Annotated in this window: 16 protein-coding genes; 10 read left to right on the top strand and 6 right to left on the bottom strand. The window is 38.9% G+C overall.

All coding sequences use genetic code 11. The features are described from left to right. Window positions 1-118: 118 nt before the first annotated feature. Entirely contained in the window at window positions 119-1,198 is a 1,080-nt protein-coding gene (locus tag AAEY62_RS03245; RefSeq protein ID WP_007585689.1) for a FecR family protein, read from the bottom strand. Continuing rightward, on the bottom strand, window positions 1,195-1,761 hold the full coding sequence (locus tag AAEY62_RS03240) for an RNA polymerase sigma factor (protein WP_007585687.1): 567 nt from the start codon (window positions 1,759-1,761) through the stop codon (window positions 1,195-1,197). Before AAEY62_RS03240 ends, AAEY62_RS03245 begins: the two co-directional genes overlap by 4 nt. A gap of 108 nt (window positions 1,762-1,869) precedes the next feature. Between AAEY62_RS03240 and AAEY62_RS03235 the strand changes: the two genes are divergently transcribed. After that, window positions 1,870-2,385, top strand: a complete 516-nt coding sequence (locus tag AAEY62_RS03235) for a DUF2937 family protein (RefSeq protein WP_024590457.1) — start codon at window positions 1,870-1,872, stop codon at window positions 2,383-2,385. Here the strand turns inward: AAEY62_RS03235 and AAEY62_RS03230 are convergent. After that, window positions 2,365-3,252: a LysR family transcriptional regulator gene (locus AAEY62_RS03230; RefSeq protein WP_007585683.1), complete on the bottom strand. Its 888-nt coding sequence runs from the start codon at window positions 3,250-3,252 to the stop codon at window positions 2,365-2,367. The two genes, AAEY62_RS03235 and AAEY62_RS03230, sit on opposite strands and share 21 nt — an antisense overlap. A gap of 122 nt (window positions 3,253-3,374) precedes the next feature. Between AAEY62_RS03230 and AAEY62_RS03225 the strand changes: the two genes are divergently transcribed. From AAEY62_RS03225 to AAEY62_RS03190, 8 genes are all read left to right on the top strand, one after another. Further along, entirely contained in the window at window positions 3,375-4,025 is a 651-nt protein-coding gene (locus tag AAEY62_RS03225; RefSeq protein WP_007585680.1) for a peroxiredoxin-like family protein, read from the top strand. Beyond that, window positions 4,025-4,792 (top strand): haloacid dehalogenase type II, encoded by a 768-nt coding sequence (locus tag AAEY62_RS03220; RefSeq protein WP_024590458.1) that lies wholly within the window; start codon window positions 4,025-4,027, stop codon window positions 4,790-4,792. The genes AAEY62_RS03225 and AAEY62_RS03220 overlap by 1 nt, the downstream gene beginning before the upstream one ends. Before the next feature lie 220 nt (window positions 4,793-5,012). Then, window positions 5,013-5,621 carry a PilZ domain-containing protein gene (locus tag AAEY62_RS03215; protein ID WP_024590459.1) on the top strand — a complete coding sequence of 203 codons (609 nt, stop codon included), beginning with the start codon at window positions 5,013-5,015 and terminating at the stop codon, window positions 5,619-5,621. Window positions 5,622-5,678: 57 nt separating this feature from the next. Beyond that, window positions 5,679-6,734 carry an agmatine deiminase family protein gene (locus AAEY62_RS03210; RefSeq protein ID WP_024590460.1) on the top strand — a complete coding sequence of 352 codons (1,056 nt, stop codon included), beginning with the start codon at window positions 5,679-5,681 and terminating at the stop codon, window positions 6,732-6,734. Continuing rightward, complete coding sequence (locus tag AAEY62_RS03205) at window positions 6,731-7,624, top strand: carbon-nitrogen hydrolase (RefSeq protein WP_024590461.1); 894 nt, start codon at window positions 6,731-6,733, stop codon at window positions 7,622-7,624. The genes AAEY62_RS03210 and AAEY62_RS03205 overlap by 4 nt, the downstream gene beginning before the upstream one ends. A 59-nt stretch (window positions 7,625-7,683) precedes the next feature. Next, window positions 7,684-11,157, top strand: coding sequence for a transcription-repair coupling factor (mfd, locus tag AAEY62_RS03200; protein WP_024590462.1), 3,474 nt, complete (start codon window positions 7,684-7,686; stop codon window positions 11,155-11,157). Next, a complete protein-coding gene (locus tag AAEY62_RS03195) occupies window positions 11,157-11,993 on the top strand; it encodes a peptidoglycan binding protein CsiV (protein ID WP_024590463.1) in 837 nt (278 codons plus the stop codon). The genes mfd and AAEY62_RS03195 overlap by 1 nt, the downstream gene beginning before the upstream one ends. A 19-nt stretch (window positions 11,994-12,012) precedes the next feature. Continuing rightward, entirely contained in the window at window positions 12,013-12,267 is a 255-nt protein-coding gene (locus AAEY62_RS03190; RefSeq protein WP_007585664.1) for a hypothetical protein, read from the top strand. 49 nt (window positions 12,268-12,316) lie between these two features. Here the strand turns inward: AAEY62_RS03190 and AAEY62_RS03185 are convergent, their stop codons facing one another. The 3 genes from AAEY62_RS03185 to AAEY62_RS03175 all read right to left on the bottom strand — a co-directional run bounded on the left by AAEY62_RS03185 (window position 12,317) and on the right by AAEY62_RS03175 (window position 17,265). Beyond that, window positions 12,317-13,669 carry a hypothetical protein gene (locus tag AAEY62_RS03185; RefSeq protein WP_007585662.1) on the bottom strand — a complete coding sequence of 451 codons (1,353 nt, stop codon included), beginning with the start codon at window positions 13,667-13,669 and terminating at the stop codon, window positions 12,317-12,319. Window positions 13,670-13,773: 104 nt separating this feature from the next. Continuing rightward, complete coding sequence (locus tag AAEY62_RS03180) at window positions 13,774-16,224, bottom strand: TonB-dependent receptor (protein WP_007585660.1); 2,451 nt, start codon at window positions 16,222-16,224, stop codon at window positions 13,774-13,776. 615 nt (window positions 16,225-16,839) lie between these two features. Then, the gene (locus AAEY62_RS03175; RefSeq protein WP_007585651.1) at window positions 16,840-17,265 is read right to left on the bottom strand and encodes a hypothetical protein; all 426 of its coding nucleotides are present in this window, start codon (window positions 17,263-17,265) and stop codon (window positions 16,840-16,842) included. Window positions 17,266-17,604: 339 nt separating this feature from the next. Between AAEY62_RS03175 and ccoN the strand changes: the two genes are divergently transcribed. Beyond that, window positions 17,605-19,038, top strand: coding sequence for a cytochrome-c oxidase, cbb3-type subunit I (ccoN, locus tag AAEY62_RS03170; RefSeq protein ID WP_007585649.1), 1,434 nt, complete (start codon window positions 17,605-17,607; stop codon window positions 19,036-19,038). Window positions 19,039-19,047: the final 9 nt, after the last annotated feature.

The raw sequence follows: 19,047 nt of genomic DNA, 5'->3' as shown, positions 1-19,047 counted from the left end.
AAACAGCTGACAAACAAAAATCCTCTATGGTTTTGTTTCTTTTTTTTAATGTTTTTTTACGTTCAATCTTTATTGATGCAACTTTATCTAACATTAGTTTGATTTGCATAACGTCTACTTATGATTCTGTATGGTGTTTTAGCGTTACTACATGCTCACCTAAACGCTCATGATCAATCGAAAAATTAGTTTGTAAACTCTCAAGTAAACCTTCAACGTCACCCGCTTTAAATACCCCAGCTACTTTAATACTGGCAAGCTCGGCTGATGAAAGCTCAAAACGTGTGGCGGTATAGCGACTTACTTCATTTAAAGCATCGCTTAGCTCTTCTCCATTAAAAATAAGCATGCCATTTTGCCATGCCAAATCGCGTTGTACGTCGTTCATTGAAAGCTGGGTAATTGGCTTTGTAACACTCTGCTCTATAATTACTTTTTCGCCTGAGGTAACAATATTGGCATTAATTTGACGAATTTTTTGCGTGCTGTTATCTGCAAGCTGATAATCTTTAAAGTCATTTGCATCAACCGCTACACTAGGGTCGGTGATCATCACTTTGCCTTCGGTAACAACAAGCTCTAAATCTGATGAGGTATTACGCTGTACATTAAACACGGTACCGAGTGCGGTAAAGCTTTTGTCGCCGGCCATAACACTAAACGGACGCGTGGCATCTTTTGCTACATTAAAACGCCCTTCTCCACGACTAAGTAATAACTGCCTGCGGCCTTTGCTATAAGCAACTTCTAGCAAGCTATTAGTATTAAGCTGCACTATGGTGCCATCTGGCAACACATACGTTGCTTGCTCGCCTACTTTTGTTTTGTAAATTTTAGTGTAATTAACTTTTGCAAGCTCTTGGTTATAGCCATTTTCTAAATTAATTAATAAGTAGCTGCATACCATTAGTGCTGCAAATAAACTCGCTGCAATTGAGTAAGAAAACATCCACTTATTTTTTGATGCTTTAGTATTGTTACGCTGAGGAAATAAATGACTTAATTCATTTAATACCGAAAGCTCATCCCAAAGCTGAGCAAGCTCGTATATAGAGTCTTGATGGGCGATGCTTTGCATCATCCATAATTTAAATTGCTCTTTTTCATCATCAGTTAAACCACGATCAATCGCGCTTATCCAATCACATGACTTTTCTAAAATTAAATCTTTTGAATTAAATTGATGAACATTACTCATTCTGCGACCCTCTTAACTGAGATAGGGTGTGCTTGAGCTTTAGGGTTTGTTTGAGGGCTTTGCTCATGTTCACGCATGTACGACATGGTTTGTAACAACCCTTTGGCAATGTGTTTTTCAACAGTGCTTTGGCTTAACTGCATTTGGTCTGCGATCTCTTTTTGGCTCATGCCGTAAACTTTTTTTAATATAAAGCATTTACGAATCGATGAGCTTAGTTGCTCAGTAGCTCTACAAAAAAGTAAAAAGCGCTCTTTAGATGTGTATTCATCCTCAAGCTTCATTGATTTGAGTAATACCGGTAATTCGTTATCGTTTTCTAACGAATCATTAAATTTGTTGTCCCACTTAGCTATATGGTTAAGTGCTAAGTGTTTTGCTGTTTTAAGCATGTAACTGCGGGTAAACTGTATATCTTGCTTTAAATCAGCTTCGTAGCTTTTTACAAAGGTTTCTTGCACAATATCTTCTACATCGTCGGGTTGAACAATGCGCGATACAAAACGTTTGAGCTGTTTAGATATATCAACAAATGTTGACGTGAATTTTACTTTTTTCGTCATCCTTAACATCCACCTGTTGTTATTTTTATTACCGACAGGTTACGAGTTTTTGATATAAAAACAAGCTCAAATGTTAATTCTGGGTTATTTAAATGGATAGAAAGATAAATGAGTAAATTTTTAGATTACATCCGGCTTAGTTTCTTTGCATTCGGTTTACTACTTGGAGTGCAAATTCCTGCATTTGTAAGCGATTTTGGCCAAGCATTATCAGCCCAATTAATTGAAGCTAATAATGCTATTGCGCCTTTTAAAAGCGATGCAGCTAAGTATTTTAATAATGATTTAAATAAGCTAATTAAACACTATAAAAATATTGATGATGGGATTGTGAATAAAGGTGCAAGTAATATCAGTACACTTTACACACGACAACAAGACTTACAAATCGCTGTAAATAGGTTTGCGCAATCTCCATATATTTTTACTATGATCAGTGGCATGAGTGATGTAAAGCAACAAGTGTGGCAACGCTTCGAAGGTCAAATCATTTTAAAAAAAGACTCTATTATAGCCGCCATTGTTGCAGCTATTATAGTTGCCTTACTTGCCGAACTTACTGGTTATTTGTTTTTAACTGGAGTAAAACGCTCATTTAAACGCTTATTCGCAGCTCAAAAATAGTGATTTCATAAAGTCATAAAATACATCGGTTTTGCGGGTAGTTAAGCTATTTTGCGGACGCAAAAACCAAACTGGTGCATCATCTTGTGCCATGACACCGGGCATAACTTCAACTAAAATGCCATTTTTAATATCTTCATGAATAGCTATCATTGATTTAATTGCAATGCCATGACCTGCAATGGCTGCTTGAGTCATATTATCGGAATTAGAAATAGTAAAGCGTGTTCTTGCATTAAAAGTATGTGTTTTACCTTGTTCATCAAAAAGCTTTAATTGGCGCTGCCACGGCAGGCAAACCCAATAGTGTTCGCTCAATTGAGCTAAGCTTTTAGGCATGCCATATTTTTTTATGTAGCTAGGAGCTGCGCAAAGTATACGTTTGTTGTTTACTATTTTTCGTGACAGTAAACCGGAATCATTTAATTGTCCTACACGAATTGCCACATCTTGTGCGTCATCAACCACATTTACAAAATGATCAGTAATTAAAAAATCAAGTTTTAGTTCAGGATAGGCCTGCTCTAACTCATTAAGTCTTGGCATTACGTATTTTGAAAAAATCCAAGGGGGCATAGTCACGCGTAATAAACCACTCACAGATGAACTACGCGCACCAATACTATGCTCAGCGTCGTGCAGCGCCTCCATTATAGCGCCAACTCGCGTATAAAATATTTCACCTGCGGGAGATAACCGTACTCGTCGGCTATCTCTAAAAACAAGTACTGTTGCAAGCTCACGTTCTAATTTACTTAAGCGATGGCTTACCGTTGCAGGCGATAAACGCTGCTCGCGCGCAGCAGCAAGCACCCCTTTATTTTCAACTACTGCTATAAATGTTTCTAGGTCGCTTAAATTATACATAAAGATGCCATTGTGCACTTTTCAATGTTTAACATTTTCGAATGAAGCTTTCAGTTTTGCAATGTTTATTTAAATATGTAAAACACTATAATTGCAAATAGTCTAATTATTGAGGTTCAATCATGAGTTTAAAAGCGCAAATAGATGCCTATAACGTACAAAAAGATGCCAAGTTACCGGCTGACGTTTTAGCATTAATGAACACTACAAACGAAGAGCTTATTGCACAGCATATTAAAGACAATGCGTTGCAAATTGGTCAAAAGGTAGAAAACTTCAGCCTAGCCAACCATAACGGCGAAAACATTGAGCTTGCGGATTTATTAAAAAAAGGCCCGGTAATTATTAGCTTTTATCGTGGTGGCTGGTGCCCATATTGTAATTTAGAGCTAAAAGCACTTAATGACTACTTACCGCAATTTAAAACTCAAAATGCTCAGTTAGTCGCAATATCACCACAACTGCCTGATGAAACTCTCTCAACTGCACAAAAAAACGATCTTGAGTTTGACGTGCTTTCAGATGTTAGTAATAAAGTAGCTGAGCAATTTGGTTTATTGTTTACACTTGATGAGCGTATTCAAGCGTTATACACACAATTTGGTATTGATTTTGAACACTACTACGGCGATAAAAGCTTTAAATTGCCGCTACCGGCTACTTATGTGATAAACCAAGAAGGTGTTATTACATACGCATTTTTAAACGAAGACTACACCCTACGCGCAGAACCTACTGATATTATGGCAGCACTTGAATCGGAGAATAACTAATGTCTATTTTAAAATCGTTAAAAACACTTACTCTTTCACTACTTGTAGGCACAAGCCTTGTATCTGGTTATGCAGTCGCTGATGAACCAAAAGAACAAGTAAAGCCCAAAGTGCTTATTTTTGATGTAAACGAAACCCTACTTGATTTAACGTCAATGCGTACCTCTATTGGTAAAGCACTAGGCGGGCGTGAAGATTTATTACCACTATGGTTTTCGACTATGCTGCACCATTCATTAGTAGATACAGTAAGCGGTAGTTATCACGACTTTGGGCAAATTGGGGTGGCATCACTTCTTATGGTTGCTCAAAACAACAATATTGATATTACAAGTGAACAAGCTAAAACAGCTATTGTTACGCCTCTTTTAACGCTTCCTCCACACAGCGATGTTAAAGAAGGACTGGCAAAACTTAGAGCTCAGGGCTATAAATTAGTAAGCCTTACAAATTCTTCAAACAAAGGTGTAAAGGCACAGTTTGAAAGCGCTGGTTTAATGTCTTACTTTGATGCACGTTACAGCATTGAAGATATTAAAATTTACAAACCAGACTTACGTGCTTATGAATGGGTACTTAAAAAGCTAAATGTAGCACCAAATGAAGCTATGATGGTTGCAGCCCATGGCTGGGATGTTGCTGGCGCAAAAGAAGCAGGCTTACAAACCACTTTCATTGCACGCCCAGGTAAAGCACTTTACCCATTAGCTAAAAAACCAGATCACGTTGTGAAAGATTTACATGAATTAGCCGCTCTACTTAAATAAGTATGCGCTGATGAATCAATACCCAAGCGGCCAATGTTAGGATGACATTGGCCGCTTTTTTATAACTACCCCTAAATATGTCTTAGTGTATTTATTTTCATAATCAGTATGTTAAAAATTGAATGTAAACAAAGCATTTAGCCCACTATGAGTTATTTTATCTGCTAGCAATTTAGTACTCACAACGCTACTATTAAATAAATACGTGGTGGAGAACATAATGAATAGTGAAAGATTAGGTGAGTTTGAACAGTACTTTCAAATTAATGAAAGTATAAGAGTGAATTTATTCGCCGTATCGAACGGACAAGTTCCTAAATCGCAGCTTGAGCTAGAAGACGATATCCCCCCACTATTTAGATTAGCAAATGAAGTAAGTGAACTTGAGCAAAGCTCGTTACGACCACTGCGTAACTTGGGCGATATAGCACAAGAGCTAGCTACATTTTTACAAGCGCAGTCACGTAAAATAGATTTAATAATGAGCCATATTTTGGCCTCAGAACAAGCCCAAGATAATGCAATACAATGTGATAGCTACGGCGGTGGCGGTATTAGCTTTACATCACCCGAAGCACACTCAATTGGCCAAGCGTTTAGAACAAAACTGTTTTTGCACCACGAAGCCTCTGCGGTTTATTGTTACACCGAAGTTGTGGCAGTAGAAAAACAAGATAGCGAACATTATCAATACACCATGCTCTTTACTGCAATTAGAACCACTGACCAAGAACTTATTGTTAGAGCGAGTTTACATGCTCAAACCCGCCAACTTAAAAAACGTCAGGAACTTGATCAAAACCAAGCCAACCTAAACAGTGATAATTAGCTGACATCTTTATGTAAAATGCTAAACTAGCGTCATCTTAATTAGTATATAAACTTCATGAACTTTAGACTTTTACCAGAATGGGCCGAGCAAGACGCTGTTATGCTTACATGGCCTCATAAAGACACAGATTGGGCTGATAATTTAGCACGTGTAGAACCTGTATATATTGAGCTTGCTAAGCATATAACAATGCAGCAACAGCTTGTTATTGTGGCGCATAACAGTGCCTTAAAAATGCATATTACAGCATTGCTAAATAGCGCTAACATCTCTCTTAATCGTGTTCATTTTGTAGTAACGCCTACCAACGATACCTGGGCGCGCGATCATGGCCCGCTTACTTGCGCCGCTATTGATTCACCAGAACAACTAAAAGTATATGATTTTACTTTTAATGGTTGGGGCAATAAATTTGAAAGCGCATTAGACAATCAAATTAATCGTACTTTGGTAAAAGAGCTAAGTAGCATAAACAACCAATATCAAGCGCTCGATATGGTACTTGAAGGTGGCGGTATTGAAATAAACGAGCATGGTGTGTTGCTAACAACCAGCGAATGTTTGCTTAACAAAAACCGTAACCCAGATTTAAACCCTGCTGACATAGAAGTACTTTTAAAAGAGCACTTGGGCGCAACACGTTTTTTATGGGTTGATCATGGCTATTTAGCCGGTGATGACACCGACAGCCACATTGATACCTTAGTGCGCTTTGCTCCAAATAATACCCTTGTATATGTGCGGTGTGACGATAAAACTGATGAGCACTTTAGCGCACTTGATGCAATGGAAAAACAACTAAAAACCTTTAAAACTGCCGATAACACCCCATATAACTTAATTGAGTTACCGTGGCCAAAAGCCGCTTATGACGATGAGCAAACACGCTTACCGGCTACCTACGCTAACTACTTAATTATTAATAATGCTGTGCTTGTGCCAACGTATAATGATGCCAATGATGAACGTGCTCTTGCACAAGTTCAAAAAGCATACCCACAACACACTATTATTGGCGTTAATTGCCAACCAATAATTGAACAATTTGGCAGCCTGCACTGTATTACAATGCAATTACCTCGTGGATTTTTAGCTGGAGCAGCACAATGACAAGCCCTGCAAAATTAACCGTTGCGTTAGTGCAACAAAGCAATACCGATAACGCTCAGCACAATATGGCAAAATCAATGAGTGCCATTCGTGAAGCCGCTCAAAAAGGTGCAAAACTGGTTGTACTTCAAGAGCTACACCGAAGCCTCTATTTTTGCCAAACCGAAAATGTTGACGTATTTGATTTAGCCGAAACCATTCCAGGCCCTAGCAGTAACGCCTTAGGTGAGCTTGCTAAAGAGTTAAGCATTGTTATTGTGGCCTCTTTATTTGAAAAACGCGCTACGGGCCTTTATCACAACACCGCAGTTGTATTAGAACAAGATGGCAGTATTGCAGGTAAATACCGTAAAATGCATATTCCTGATGACCCAGGTTTTTACGAAAAATTTTACTTTACCCCAGGTGATATCGGTTTTGAGCCTATTCAAACCTCGGTGGGTAAATTAGGCGTGCTAGTATGTTGGGATCAATGGTTTCCTGAAGCTGCCCGCTTAATGGCAATGGCAGGCGCTGAAGTGTTAATTTACCCAACCGCTATTGGTTGGGATCCTAACGACGACATTGCTGAGCAAACTCGTCAAAAAGATGCGTGGGTTATTAGTCAGCGTGCCCATGCTGTTGCCAATGGTGTACCAGTAATTAGCTGTAACCGTGTCGGCCATGAAAGTGACCCAAGTGCGCAAAGCGATGGCATTGCGTTTTGGGGAAATTCGTTCATTGCAGGCCCACAAGGTGAATTATTAGCAGAGGCTAATAATACTGATGAGCAAATTTTAGTGGTAGATATTGATCAAAAACGCTCAGAAAACGTAAGACGTATCTGGCCGTTCTTGCGTGACCGTAGAATTGATCACTATAAAGACCTAACAAAAATATACCGAGACTAAGAAATCTTAACTCAAGATGGCTCTTACTTGCTAAGAGCCAACTATAAATGGAGTAATAAATGGCGTTTGAGCAATGGGCAGCCTTGCCTTGGGTAAAATCTCAAAAAGATAAAATTCAATGGGGCCAGCTAAGCGGAAGTGGTTTAAGTATTGCCATTGCTGAAGGCGTTAAACAACAAGACAACTTAGTCTTGATTGTTACTCCTGATACACCAAGCGCACTACGCCTTGAAACAGAATTAGAATATTTATTACCCGATAACCCAGTAATGGTATTTCCTGATTGGGAAACTCTGCCATACGATCACTTTTCTCCCCATCAAGATATTATTTCAGCCCGTTTAGCCACTTTAAACACCTTAAAAAAAGAACAACAAAGTGTGTTAATTGTGCCTGTATCTACCTTAATGTTGCGCACAGCCCCGGCCTCGTTTATTTACGGTTCAACAATAAACTTTAAAGTGGGCGACAAGCTAGACACACATAACTTTCGTGACAACTTAGAGCAAGCTGGTTATTTAAATGTTCAACAAGTAATGGAGCACGGCGAATACGCTATACGCGGCTCTATCGTTGACTTATATCCAATGGGTAGCCCGCATCCATTTAGACTCGATTTTTTTGATGACGAACTCGACACAATTCGCTTATTTGATGTAGAAACGCAGCGTTCTGATGAAAAAGTAGATAAAATTGAGCTACTTCCAGCGCATGAATTTCCTACTAACGACGCTGATATTGAACGTTTTAGAATAAGCTACCGCGAAAAATTTGGTGCAAGCTCGCAGCAAGACTCTGTATACATGCAAGTAAGCAAAGGTAACTGGCCTGCAGGTGTTGAATACTACATGCCGTTGTTTTTTGAAAAGCTAGCGACTATTTTTGACTACTTGCCAGATACGACAACTGTTATGCAGCTGGGTGATTTAGAGCACGCGGCAGACACCTTTTGGCACGATGTAAATGTACGCTATGAGAACCGCAGAGTTGACCCACTTCGTCCATTACTTGAACCCAATGCGCTTTATCAGCCTATTGAAGAGCTGTTTTCTAATTTAGGCAATTTTGCACGTATTCGTTTATCTCTTGCAAAGCTTGGTACTAAAGCGGGCAATAAAAACTTAAGCGTTAGCGAGCTACCAGCGATTAGAATTGATCATAAACAGCATGAACCTTATGCCGCGTTTATAAATTATGTAGCAGAGCAAAAAAAGAAAAAAGGCCGCATATTACTCAGTGTTGAATCCGATGGTCGTCGCGAATCATTACTGAGCATTCTAAAACCAAGCGGTTTAAAATTTAAAGAATTTGAAACACTCGAACAATTTACAAAAAGCGCGAGTGATGTAGGTTTAATAGTAAGCCCGCTTGAGCAAAGTGTAGTACTTGGTACTAAACCAAGCCTTTCTATTATTACCGAGCAAGAACTGCTAGGTATAAAAGTATCTCAGCGCAGACGCCGCAAGCACAAGTACGAAGCCAGCCAAGATGCGCTAATCCGTAATTTAGCTGAGCTTAAAGAAGGCCAACCTGTTGTGCATCTCGACCATGGTGTTGGGCGTTACCAAGGTTTGCAAACAATTGATGCCGCAGGTGTAATTACTGAGTTTGTTACGATTACTTACGCAAGTGAAGCTAAACTTTACGTGCCAGTGTCTGCACTGCATATGCTGAGTCGTTACTCTGGCGGTGAAGAAGCTAGCGCCCCTCTGCATAAGCTTGGCTCAGATGCATGGGAAAAAGCAAAAAAACGTGCGGCTGAAAAAGTTCGCGATGTAGCAGCCGAATTACTCGATATTTATGCTCAGCGCCAAGCAAAACCCGGTAATAAGTTTACTCTAGACGCCCCTGCATATCGCCAATTTAGCGATAGCTTCCCGTTTGAAGAAACTGACGATCAGCGCAACGCCATAGAAGCAGTGTTAGGCGATATGCAATCAAAACAAGCCATGGACCGCTTAGTGTGTGGTGACGTAGGCTTTGGTAAAACAGAAGTGGCCATGCGTGCTGCTTTTGTAGCGGTTAACGATGATAAACAGGTAGCCATTTTAGTGCCGACTACCTTGCTGGCTCAGCAGCACTATGAAAATTTTAAAGACCGTTTTGCTGATTTTCCTATTGAAGTTGGTGTACTTTCGCGCTTTAACTCCACTAAAGAGCAAAAAGACACACTTGAAAAAATGGCCAATGGTAAACTCGATATAGTTATTGGCACACATAAACTTATTCAGCATGACATTAAATTTAACGATTTAGGCTTACTCATTGTTGATGAAGAGCATCGCTTTGGTGTTCGTCAAAAAGAGAAAATTAAAGCCCTGCGTGCCGATGTAGACATACTCACACTAACTGCAACGCCAATACCGCGTACACTTAACATGGCCATGAGCGGCATGCGCGATTTATCAATAATCGCAACGCCACCGGCTAAACGTTTAGCGGTAAAAACCTTTGTACGCCAACGCGATGTAGAACTAATACGCGAAGCGGTACTGCGTGAAATTAAACGCGGTGGCCAAGTTTACTTTTTGCATAACAATGTGGAAACTATTGACCGTGTTGCGCAAGAAATTAGTGAATGGGTGCCTGAAGCAAGCGTCACCTCAGCCCATGGTCAAATGCGCGAGCAAGAGCTTGAGCAAATAATGACTGACTTTTATCATCAAAAATACAACGTGCTGGTATGTACCACGATTATCGAAACGGGTATTGATGTACCGACAGCCAACACCATTATTATGGATAGAGCAGATAAACTTGGCCTTGCGCAATTACACCAATTACGTGGACGAGTTGGTCGAAGCCATCATCAAGCGTATGCCTATTTACTCACAGGTGACCCTAAAGCACTGTCTAAAGACGCGAGTAAACGCTTACAAGCAATTGAATCGTTGGAAGATTTAGGCGCGGGTTTTGCCCTCGCTACACACGATTTAGAAATTCGTGGCGCTGGTGAGTTACTTGGCGACGATCAATCAGGTCAAATGCAAACTATAGGCTTTAGTTTGTACATGGAAATGCTTGAGCAAGCCGTAAATGCGCTACGTGAAGGAAAAGAGCCAACGCTTGAAAATCTACTTAAAAAACAAACCGAAGTAGATTTAAAACTGGCTGCACTATTACCTGATGATTACATACACGATGTCAATGCACGCTTAGGTATGTACAAGCGAGTTGCTAGTTGTGCTAACCTTGATGATATGGATGAACTACAGGTAGAACTTATAGACCGCTTTGGTTTACTGCCTGATGCCGCTAAAAACCTATTTAGCCTACAATTATTAAAAATGCAGGCAAGTAATTTAGGGATAACAAAAATTGAGGCAAATCCAAAAGGTGGTTACTTTGAGTTTAGCCAAGATACTAAGGTTAACCCTAGCTTCATCATTGGTTTGATACAAAGTGCGCCTAAGGTGTACAAAATGGATGGCGCAAATAAACTGCGCTTTGCAATTAGTGAAGCTAACGCTCGCGAACGCTTAAAAATGGTCACTGCAATGATTGCAGATTTCGAAAAAAAGGTTAGCCATTAATGTTGCTAAAAAAATCGCTAGTTATTTTATGCTGCTTGTTTAGCAGCACTGCATTTGCAGAACGCTGGTTTGAGGTTGAGGTGCTTGTATTTAAGCAGCGCCCTGCTCCGTATTTGCAAGAAGATTTTACACTTAAGCACAAAGCTATTGAGGATAAAAACTCTCTAGATTTAATGACCCCTCTTTATACAGAGCAAGCAATGCAAGCCTGTATAGATGGTGATGAGCGTTTTCAAAAACGCTCTTTTACCGATTCATTAGTTAATTCAAACCCGCAATCGGGTGTATGCGGTGACAGTACAAACTACCTACAAAGCTATGATGAGCTACCTGTAACACCTCTAGCACCCGCTAAAGATGATATGCAGCAAACTTATTTATTAGCGCCAGAACAACTGCAATTTAAAGCGCAGTACCGACAGCTAGATCGCAAAGGATTAACACCTATTCTACATACTGGGTGGCGCTTTGAAGGCGCAAGTAAGTCGCGTGCTCCAAGTATGCATTTAATAGCAGGTAAACACCTTAAAAGTGATTCCAACGTAACCCCTAGCTATTCAAATCCTGATCTTATGAGTTTATTAAATTCACAACCTGAATTATTTAACGACCCAAACCAATCAAAAGCAGAATGGGAACTAGACGGTTTATTCAAAATACACTTACGACATTATTTATACATTACAGCTAATTTTGATATTAGCCAAAAACTAGAAAATGGCGATATAGAGTCAGCCCGCTTTTCTCAGTTTAGACGTGTAATAAGTGGTGAAGTACATTACTTTGACCACCCACGAATGGGCATGATCGTCCAAATCAGAAAATTCAAACATTAATACTAAGTAGGATATAACAATGAAAAAACTCCTTATCATCGCAGCTACACTAAGCCTTGCGGCTTGTTCTAAGGTAAGTCTTGAGAGTTACGAAAAAATCAAAGTAGGTATGGACAAGACTGAAGTTGAAACCATTTTGGGAAGTGCAGATAATTGTGTTGAAAAAACACTGCATACTAATTGTGTGTGGGGCGACGAAGCAAAAAATATCGAGATCACGCTAGTATCAAACAAAGTAACTTTATATAGTAAACATGGTTTAGCTAATAAATAAATTTAAAAAAGGGACTGATTTTATCAGTCCCTTTTTTAATTACTAAAATTCATTTTTTGGAGTAGATAAGCTCAATATTAACGATTTTACTACGATTTAACGTTATTTTATAGCGTTGGTAGAGTGTTCTATCTTCCTCAGTTAGCACAAGCACCATGTTAAGTTGATAGCGCCGTTCAACCGCCTGCTTAGAAATTTTATTACTATCTAAATGATATAACTTCCCTTCACCACGCTTTAAATAACGCGCAAATGGTGCAAGACTAAATTGCAGTGTTTGTTGCAGTGTATCGTAACCGGGTAAAAATTCTTTTGCACTAACACGTGTCTCACTTGCAAAGTGTAACCACTGCGCGGCTTGTTTATTTTGCTGACGACGCTTTGAAAAAATAGATCTAACTTCTTTAGGTATTTTTTTAAAGCGTGTGTATTCAAGCCAAATTAGCTGACTCGCTATTTTGTCTTTGGTAATACTATTTTTAAAACTAAATCGCCACTTAGGTCGCCCTTGTACAATAGCTCGCCAGATCATACGTGTAATGTCTTCTTTGAATATTTCACGTAGCCCGTAAATGACCCCTAAAATTAAAATAAGCGTCGCGGTGACTTCAGTAAACGTTGAGCGGGCATTAAGTATCACAACCATCACAAATGCCATGATAACAGCTGTTACAGTGCCTTTAACTAATCGTTTAAGGTAGCTGTTAAGAAAACGCGTTTGGCGCTGTAATATAACGCCATGCTCAATTAAACGTTGTAACAAGCGCATTTTATTTGTTATTCGATTTGCGTCTTGCATGGTGGTTTCAGAATTGTAGCTTTTCTCTGCTCGGTACGTATTTTCGTTTTTACAAAACTGCAGTAAATCGTTACGCTCTTTTGCATAATCGCTACTACGTGGGCCTTCATCTAAAAGCTTTAAAAATGATTGCTCAACATGCCAACTTAAATAGTTGTCAGCATTGGTAAAAAATGGAAGTAGTTTTTCGTCATCTGGTGTGTAGCGACGCAGCTTTTTTAAAAGCCCTTCACTTTGTTCATATACTTCGTTAGCGCGTTTATAAAAGTCTTCTGCTTCATCAATTTTTAACGCGTCTTTAATGTCGGCATCAAGGGCTAAACGCACTTGGTAACAAAATAAATTAAGGTTTTGACGGTAATCTTGCTGCTCACCTTTGTTTTTACTAACAAAACGGCTTCGTACTAATGGCAAGTGTATATTGTTAGCGTTGTATGCTAAATGTGATTTAAAGTGGTTATTAAAGTAAGATTCTTCGGTAAGCGTTTGCGGATTAATCCCCATTTCATTAGGGATAGAAAAATACAGATCTATGCGCTGTTCAGAACGAGGAGTTAGCTCTGGTTCAATGACAAAAGATAAGTTTTCATCTTGTTTTAACAATCAGTTCTCCTTCTAAAATATCTTTTTAGTGTACTTGTCTCCTTTGTTTTGTTCAATAAAAAAGGCTCAGTAAATACTGAGCCTTAATACGATTAATGTGCTAGTTAAAACTTGTAGTTTACACTTGCAAAAACACGTGAACCAATTACATCATAAACTTCTGGAACAGTACCCATATCGTTACCACCTAATACTTTCTCAGGCTCTTTATCGAAAATGTTGTTCATGCCACCAGTAAATCGTAATGCATCATTCAAGTTGTAGCTCATTGAAATATCGTGGTAAATAACGTTGTCAGTACTAAAGTTTTCACCGTAGTAGTCACCATCCATTCCACGAAGGAATCTTGCGTTATAAAGGATATTTAATGAATCAGTTAGATCGTAATTAACTGAAAGGTTAGACTTTATTTTAGAGTAACCACCGATGTTGCCATCAATAGTACCTGTGTAATTAATGTCATCTTCTTCAAACTTAATTAAATAAGTTGTATCAAGGTTTATACGGTAGTTATCTGCAGAGTAGCTAATATTCCAATCAACACCTGACGTTTCTTGAGAACCTACGTTAGTTAGTGCTGAACTTAGGTTAGATAAGTCACCAGATTGTGTAATGTTTACTGATGAACATGATTCTGAGTCACCTGCAAAACAGCTATTCATTTCGTTTTGAACATCTAAGCGAGTAATCGCATTAGTAATATCAAACTTCCAGTAATCTAGAGTTGTTGATAAACCGTCAGCTACTTCCCAAACCATACCAAAAGTGAAAGAGCGACTTTCTTCGGCTTTAAGATCGTTATCACTTGTGTAGTTTACAAGTATTTGAGCATCTTGTTCGTTGCCCCATGGATCAGCTAGGTAATCGTACGAACCTGAGTTACCACCAAACAGTTCTGATACGTTTGGTGCTCTAAAGCCAGTAGCTAATACAGAACGAACCATAAACTCTTCAGTTACATTCCACGTTGCACCAAGTTTCCACGTTGTTTCGCCACCAAAGGTAGAGTAGTTATCGTAGCGAGCAGCACCTTCAAGGGTAACAGTCTCTAATACCGGCATAGATGTTTCAAAGTAGATAGACTGTACTGAGAAATCACCTTCAGTTGGATCTTGTTGTGCAGCTGTGCTCTCACCAAGCTGAGTAATTAGATCTGGTGTGTAGTAACCACTTTCAAAGCGGTTTTCTACACCGATTGCGTAACCAATATCACTTTCTGTTACTGCGCTGTAACCAGCTGAAAGAATAAATTGCTCGTTACCACCTTCGTTTGACTCAGTATAAATTGAATCGTTAGATGTTAATAAGCTACGATCTAAAGAATCACCGCTGAACCAAAGAGCTTGGTTTGCATAAATGCTTTCTTCAACTCGACTTGCATTAATTGAGTTTTGAACTTTATCTTTTGAGTCATTACGACCGTAAGTTGCACTTACATCCCAGCTTGCATCGTTATCTAATAAACCTTGTAATGCAACAGATACACGGTAAGTGTCAGTTTCTTGCTCATAAATACGAGGACCAGCATCAACCATTCTTCTTCTGTACTCTAAAGAGTCAGCAAGATCGCCTGTATCTGCGTCACGGAAGCTATCTGTGTAAGTTGAATCCAAGCTAGAAGTACTTAAATCAATACTTGCTGGTTGTGGTGCAAGTTGTTGATTAGATTCACGACGTGTATACATCAAATCAACATTAAATGTAGTGTCTGAGTCTAGCTCTTTGTCAAAACTAGTAAATAAGCTGTATAGCTCATTAGGTGTTTGAGCATAGCTTGATGTTGTGAAGTCGTATGAAGTAGTTCTATCTGCAAAAACACCATTACCCTGGTAAGTTCTGCCGCCCAGTGTTCCTTCAGGGATAAATGAAGACTCGCCAGGCTCTACAAAACGACGATCCGACTGAATTACTTCACCACGGTTTGAGTATTGAGCACCAACAACTAAGTTGCCATCGGCAATATTCATTCCGTGTAATAAACTAACACCGTAGTTATTGCCATCACCTTTTGTAGTGCGGCTTCCTTCAACGTTTAGCTCTGAACCTTCAAAATCTTTCTTTGTTATAATGTTAACAACACCAGCAATAGCATCAGAGCCATATACTGCAGACGCGCCGTCTTTTAAGATTTCGATAGATTTGATCATTGCTACAGGAATGGTATTTAAATCAACAGAAGAATCTGCGCCGGTACCTGAAGAAACCATACGACGACCATTTAATAATACCAGTGTACGTTGCGAACCCATACCACGTAAGTTAACTGTCGCAGAACCACCTGAACCATTATTACTTGAAGCGCCTAAGCTAATACCAGCAGCTGATGGCTGAGTAGAAAGTATGTCAGCAACAGATGTGAAACCACTTTTTGCAATGAAGTCATCACCGATAACTGTGATTGGGCTTGCTGTTTCCATATCAGTACGGTTAATACGAGAGCCCGTCACCTGAATTTTTTCAATTGATGTAGCTGCTTCGTCAGCCGCTAAAACTTGCACACTTGAGAACATTGGTATTGCTGCAATTACAGCTAAGCCAAGAGTTGATTTTTTCATGAAAGAACCCTACTTGTTGAAGTTTACCTTTATTGGTAATGCTCACTTGTTATAAGAATAGTGAGTCAGATGGGCAACTTAGGCGCTTTTAACTGAACGAAAACTTAACGCCAGTACGCTTTTTATCAACCAACAAAATAGAACAACTCTTTTGGGGACATACGTTACAACTTGTTTCATTGTTAACGAATAAATACACTTAAATATCAATAGCATAAACAATTTAAGATACTTAAATAACACAGTTGAAACCAAACTGGTCAACTTTGTAATTCAATGTAACTAATCGAATTGTGTACCAAATTCAGATAAATTAACAAGTTAATCACAGCAAATTATTAAAACCGCAAAACTAAATGTTAATTACTAACCGAATTTACGCATGTTTGGTGCTTAAATAGCTTTATCTGACTACTTTGCGGTTTTTTTGATTAGACTTTTTGTTCAGCCACAATTAAAACTGTGTCTTTATTGAATTAGTTTCATATTATAAAAACTTATATTGGCTACTTGATTCAAATAGCAGTTTTAGTGATCTTCTCGCTTAAATAATCGTATGGATAACAATGCAAATTGCTAATGGTAAATGGATTGCATGAAAGTTAGGTATTAAGCCTAATACGTTACATAAAAAGAGTAATTTAGTGTTTGTATTAAAGAGGTTGTATTATCTTTGACTGTTAGCTCTAAATTCCAGAGCATATTTTGCTCAGAACAAATGCCAACCATGGTATTACTCTGCCACAGGCCATTATGTTTTTTAAATTGCTGAGGAATGTAACCCATATACATAGTAATGCCTTTAAGCTTGGCATCTTCAATTGTAAGGTTTGTTGGCAAATCACTAAAAATAGTAAATGGAGTTTCGGGAGAAAGAGTTTTCTCGCTTAACCATACTTTAACATCATTTGAAAAAGTACAAGGCAAATTGGCTGTGCATGTGGCATTTTCTAGAAACTTTTCATCTGTATTTTTGGAAAAATCACATGCTGTTAATAAAAAAAATACCGCCGTGAATAAACTTAATCTATATATAAGCATAACAATTTCGCACTAAAGAAAAACAAATACTAATAATCGCGACTGCAAATAACAAGTGCGAGTGTTACTATTAAGCCAAATTAGGCACAAACTGTATCAAAAAATAAACAACAAGCTCACAAACATTGATTGATGTCATAATTTTATGTAATTGACCTATCTTTTTTAGGCCAAAAAATTTATCATTTCACCCGCAAAAAATAAGGGTTTCTCAAGTTTTTTTTCTGAAGCTTTCATGTATTGAAAGTTTTAGATAACACGCTTGAGAAAATAGTAGGCCCCACTTTTAAAGGTGGGTAATTCATTTCTAAACGCATTTATTGCAGCGGAAGCCAGAAAATGAGCCAAACAGTAGCATCACAAACTGAGTATAACTATAAGGTTGTACGCCAATTCGCTATTATGACAGTGATTTGGGGCATCGTTGGCATGAGTATTGGGGTTCTGATTGCTGCCCAATTAGCTTGGCCAGCACTTAACTTTGATACACCATGGTTAACTTACTCTCGACTACGTCCGTTACACACGAACGCAGTAATTTTCGCATTTGGTACCAGTGCACTTTTTGCGACGTCTTATTACGTCGTACAACGTACTTGTCAAACGCGTCTTTTCTCAGACAAACTCGCCGCCTTTTCTTTTTGGGGCTGGCAGCTAGTTATTGTATTAGCAGTAATTACATTACCACTTGGTATTACTAGCTCAAAAGAATACGCAGAACTTGAATGGCCAATCGATATTTTAATCGCTGTGGTTTGGATTGTTTACGCTATTGTATTCTTTGGTACTTTAATCAAGCGTAAAGTGTCGCACATTTATGTTGCTAACTGGTTCTATGCTGGCTTTATTATTACTGTTGCAGTACTACACATTGTAAACAGCATGGCAGTGCCTGTATCGTTAACTAAATCATATTCAATCTACGCTGGTGCGGTAGATGCTATGGTTCAGTGGTGGTACGGTCATAACGCTGTAGGTTTCCTACTTACTGCTGGTTTCTTGGGTATGATGTATTACTTTGTACCTAAACAAGCAGGTCGTCCAGTGTACTCATACCGTTTATCGGTAGTTCACTTTTGGGCTCTAATTTCATTATATATCTGGGCTGGTCCTCATCACCTTCACTACACAGCGCTTCCTGATTGGACGCAAAGTTTAGGTATGGTTATGTCTATTATCCTATTCGTACCGTCTTGGGGTGGTATGATTAACGGTATTATGACGCTATCTGGCGCGTGGCATAAACTACGTACTGATCCAGTACTACGCTTCTTAGTTGTTTCGTTGTCTTTCTACGGTATGTCTACGTTTGAAGGTCCAATGATGGCAATTAAATCTGTAAATGCGTTATCTCACTACACAGATTGGACAATCGGCCACGTACACTCAGGTGCACTAGGTTGGGTTGCTATGATTTCAATTGGTGCTATTTACCACTTAATTCCTGCGTTATTCGCGCAAGGTCGTATGTATAGCGTTAAATTGGTTAATACCCACTTCTGGTTACACACTGTAGGTGTTGTTTTATACATTGTTGCAATGTGGATTTCAGGTGTAATGCAAGGTCTAATGTGGCGTGCAGTAAATGCTGACGGTACATTAATGTACAGCTTTGTGCAGTCTTTAGAAGCGTCGCATCCTTTCTATATCATGCGCTTTGTAGGCGGTGTATTCATCGTAACGGGTATGTTAGTTATGGCTTATAACGTTTACCGCACTATTTCAGCTGAGAAAGAATCTCTGAAACTAGACGCGCAAGCACAATTAGCATAACGGAGTGAG

Origin of the sequence: Pseudoalteromonas sp. GW168-MNA-CIBAN-0100 (genome assembly GCF_040309225.1) — a bacterium.
Taxonomy (GTDB): domain Bacteria; phylum Pseudomonadota; class Gammaproteobacteria; order Enterobacterales; family Alteromonadaceae; genus Pseudoalteromonas; species Pseudoalteromonas arctica.
Note: the sequence above shows the minus strand (reverse complement) of the source record. Positions and strands in the feature narration are given on the sequence as shown.